Consider the following 3,336-nt stretch of genomic DNA (forward strand, 5'->3'; position numbering starts at 1 on the left):
AGAGTCTCCTGGGGAGTTGACGGCACCGACCGGCCGCGAAGGGGACGAACCAGGCGAACCCGGCGACCCGGCCGGGGACCGAGGCCCGACACGGCCCCGCCCCGGCCCCGTCACAGCCCCACGGCGGGGCCGGCGGGAGGGCGGACGGTGGGGCCGACCTGCCCCGCCGCCGCTGCACGGCTGAGGCGTGGGCCGGATTTCCGGGGCCGCCCGCGCGGCATGAACGCGGTCGTCCCCACGTTGTGAAAAGTGGAGGGAGGTACCCGAGCCGAGCCGCCCAGGAGTCCTCGTGACCGTTCGTCCCACACCCCCGCACACCCCACCCGCCGATCCCGCGGCCCCCGGGCCCGCGACCGTCGGCAGCACCGACGCGCCGGCCCCGCCGGCGACCGCGGTCACCCCCGACCTGTCGTCCCGGGACCCCAACTGGTGGCGCCAGGCCGTGATCTACCAGGTCTACCCGCGCAGCTTCGCCGACGCGGACGGCGACGGCCTGGGAGACCTCCGGGGCCTCACCCGCCGGCTGGCCCACCTGGCCACGCTCGGCGTGGACGCGGTGTGGCTGAGCCCCTTCTACCCGTCCGAACTGGCCGACGGCGGCTACGACGTGGCCGATTACCGTGACGTCGACCCGCGCCTCGGCACGCTCGACGACTTCGACGTGATGGTGGCCGAGGCCCACCGGCTGGGCCTCAAGGTGCTCGTCGACCTCGTGCCGAACCACAGCTCGCACCGGCACGCCTGGTTCCAGGAGGCGCTGCGGGCCGGTCCGGGCTCACCGGCCCGGGACCGGTACGTCTTCCGCGACGGCCGCGGCCGCAAGGGCGAACTCCCGCCGTCCGACTGGCACTCGGTGTTCGGCGGCAGTGCCTGGCAACGGGTGCCGGACGGCCAGTGGTACCTGCACCTGTTCGCCCCCGAGCAGCCCGACCTGAACTGGGACAACGAGGAGGTGCGCGCCGACTTCCGCACCACCCTGCGCTTCTGGGCGGACCGCGGCGTCGACGGCTTCCGGGTCGACGTGGCGCACGCCCTCACCAAGGACCTCACCGAGCCGTTGCGCGACCTCGGCGACCTGGCGGCCGGCGGCGACGAGGCGTTGGAGGGCATGGCGCCGGGCGAGCACCCGCTCTACGACCGGGACGAGGTGCACGAGATCTACCGGGACTGGCGCAAGATCCTCGACTCCTACTCCCCGCCGCGGATGGCGGTCGCCGAGGCGTGGGTGCCGGGGGAACGGCGGGTGCTGTACGCGCGGCCGGACGAACTGGGGCAGGCGTTCAACTTCGAGTACCTGCGCACGCCCTGGGACGCCGAGGCGCTGCGTGAGGTGATCACGTCCGCGCTCGACCAGGCCCGCGCGGCGGGGGCCTCGGCGACGTGGGTCCTCTCCAACCACGACGTGATCCGCCACGCCACCCGTCTCGCCCTGCCGCCCGGCACCGACCCGGACGCCTGGCTGCTCTCCGGCGGGCGCGAGCCGGCGGTCGACACGGCGCTCGGGCTGCGGCGGGCACGGGCGTCCACGCTGCTGATGCTGGCGCTGCCGGGCTGCGCCTACCTGTACCAGGGCGAGGAGCTGGGCCTGCCGGAGGTCGCCGACCTCCCGGCCGACGCGCTGCGGGACCCGATCTGGGAGCAGACCGGGCACGCCCGCAAGGGCCGGGACGGCTGCCGGGTACCGCTGCCGTGGACGCGCGGCGGGACGGACTTCGGCTTCGGCTTCGACGCCGACGGCGGCACGCCGTGGCTGCCGCAGCCGGAGTGGTTCTCCGAGCTGTCGGTGGAGGCGCAGGACGGGGTGGACGGCTCCGCCCGGGAGCTCTACCGGGCCGCGCTCCGCGTCCGCCGCGGGCTGCTGAGCGCGGACGAGTCCCTGACCTGGCTCGACGGCGCCGCGCCCGGCGTCCTCCACTTCTCCCGGCCGGGCGGCTGGCAGGTCGTCGCCAACACCGGTTCCGCGCCGGTCCCCCTCCCGACGGGGCGCACCCTGCTGGCCAGTGGGCCGCTGGACGGCGGCGGCACCGTGCTGCCGCCGGACACGACGGTGTGGCTCAAGGCGTGACGGAAGCGGTCCGGGGCGGTCGGGGACGGCCTCCCGCGTGACGCGCCGCGTGCCCGTGTGACGCACTGCATGGCGGACCGGGGCCTGACGGGGCCGCTCCCCACCTACCGTGGAGGGCATGTCCCCGCTGGCCCGGATCGTCCACGCCTACACGCCGCGCTTCGCCGAGTTCGCGTTCGAGCCGGGCTTCACGGCGGCCGTGGACCAGCATGTGGCGGAACTGCGCGACCGGCTCTCCCCGGCCGGGCCGGGCGGCACCCTGACCCCCGCCGCCCCGGACCGCGACGACCTCACGGATTACGCCCTGGGCTTCCTCGACGGCCTGGCGGAACTCGACTGGCGTGAGCCGGCGGGCCACGACTTCGCCGTCTGCCGCCTCACCGCCATCACCTGGCTCGTGCACCGTCACGACCTCCTCGAACCGGCGGCCGACCACCCGCGCGAGCGCTGAACGCGGGGCGGGGTCACCGGTCACCGGTCACCGGTCACCGGGGGCGTCGTCGTGCGGCCGCGGTCGCGGCCGTCGGCCGGTGAACGCGTCCTCCCGGCCGGCCCTGTACGCGGCGACCCCGCCCCGCGCCGAGGCGGCCTCCTGTTCCGCACGCGTCAGCCACCGCTCCCACCGTGACCGCATCGGCCCGATCAGCCCGCCGCCGACGCCCACCACGGCGATGCCGGCCACCGTGGCCAGCACCGCGTACAGCAGCGGATGGACGACGCCCGTGGCGATCCCGGCCTGTCCGAGCGCCGCGATCACTCCGAGCACCACGACGACCGCCCACAGCCCGGTCGCCACCGCCTTGCCGTAGGGGGCCCGGCCGAGCGCCGAACCGGTCACGCTCCGCACCCCGTTGGCGACGGCCAGGGCCACCACGACCAGCAGCACCGCGACGATGCCCCGGGGCAGCCAGGCCACCAGGCCGTTGATCATCGTGCTCACCTGGTTCGCCCCGAACACGCCGAGCGCGAGCTGGAGCGCGACCAGCATCAGCGCGTAGAAGACGATCCTGCTGACGATCCCCGTCGTGTCGTGCGACGAGTCCCCCAGCATCCGGTCCGTCCCCGCGCGTTCGGCGAGCCGCTCGGAACCCATCCTCCGCATCACCCGGTCCGCGATCCTGGCGACCGTCCGGGCCACCAGCCAGCCGAGGACCAGCACCACCAGGAAGGCGGCGAGACGGGGCACGAACGTGGCGATCCTCGACCAGGCGTCCTCGAGGCCCGCGGTGAGGTCGACGGCGAGCTGTCGAGCGGCCATGAGCGGATTCCCT

General features: G+C 75.2%; 3 protein-coding genes. 2 read left to right on the forward strand and 1 reads right to left on the reverse strand.

All coding sequences use genetic code 11. The features are described 5' to 3' along the window. Positions 1-406: 406 nt before the first annotated feature. Positions 407-2,065, forward strand: coding sequence for an alpha-amylase family glycosyl hydrolase (locus HW445_RS23515; protein WP_218957322.1), 1,659 nt, complete (start codon positions 407-409; stop codon positions 2,063-2,065). 118 nt (positions 2,066-2,183) lie between these two features. After that, positions 2,184-2,516 (forward strand): DUF6401 family natural product biosynthesis protein, encoded by a 333-nt coding sequence (locus tag HW445_RS23520; protein WP_180222948.1) that lies wholly within the window; start codon positions 2,184-2,186, stop codon positions 2,514-2,516. A 27-nt stretch (positions 2,517-2,543) separates the two neighbouring features. Here the strand turns inward: HW445_RS23520 and HW445_RS23525 are convergent, their stop codons facing one another. Further along, positions 2,544-3,323, reverse strand: a complete 780-nt coding sequence (locus HW445_RS23525) for a hypothetical protein (RefSeq protein WP_180222949.1) — start codon at positions 3,321-3,323, stop codon at positions 2,544-2,546. Positions 3,324-3,336 lie beyond the last annotated feature (13 nt).

This window comes from Streptomyces sp. UH6 (assembly GCF_013421635.1).
Lineage (GTDB): Bacteria > Actinomycetota > Actinomycetes > Streptomycetales > Streptomycetaceae > Streptomyces > Streptomyces abyssomicinicus.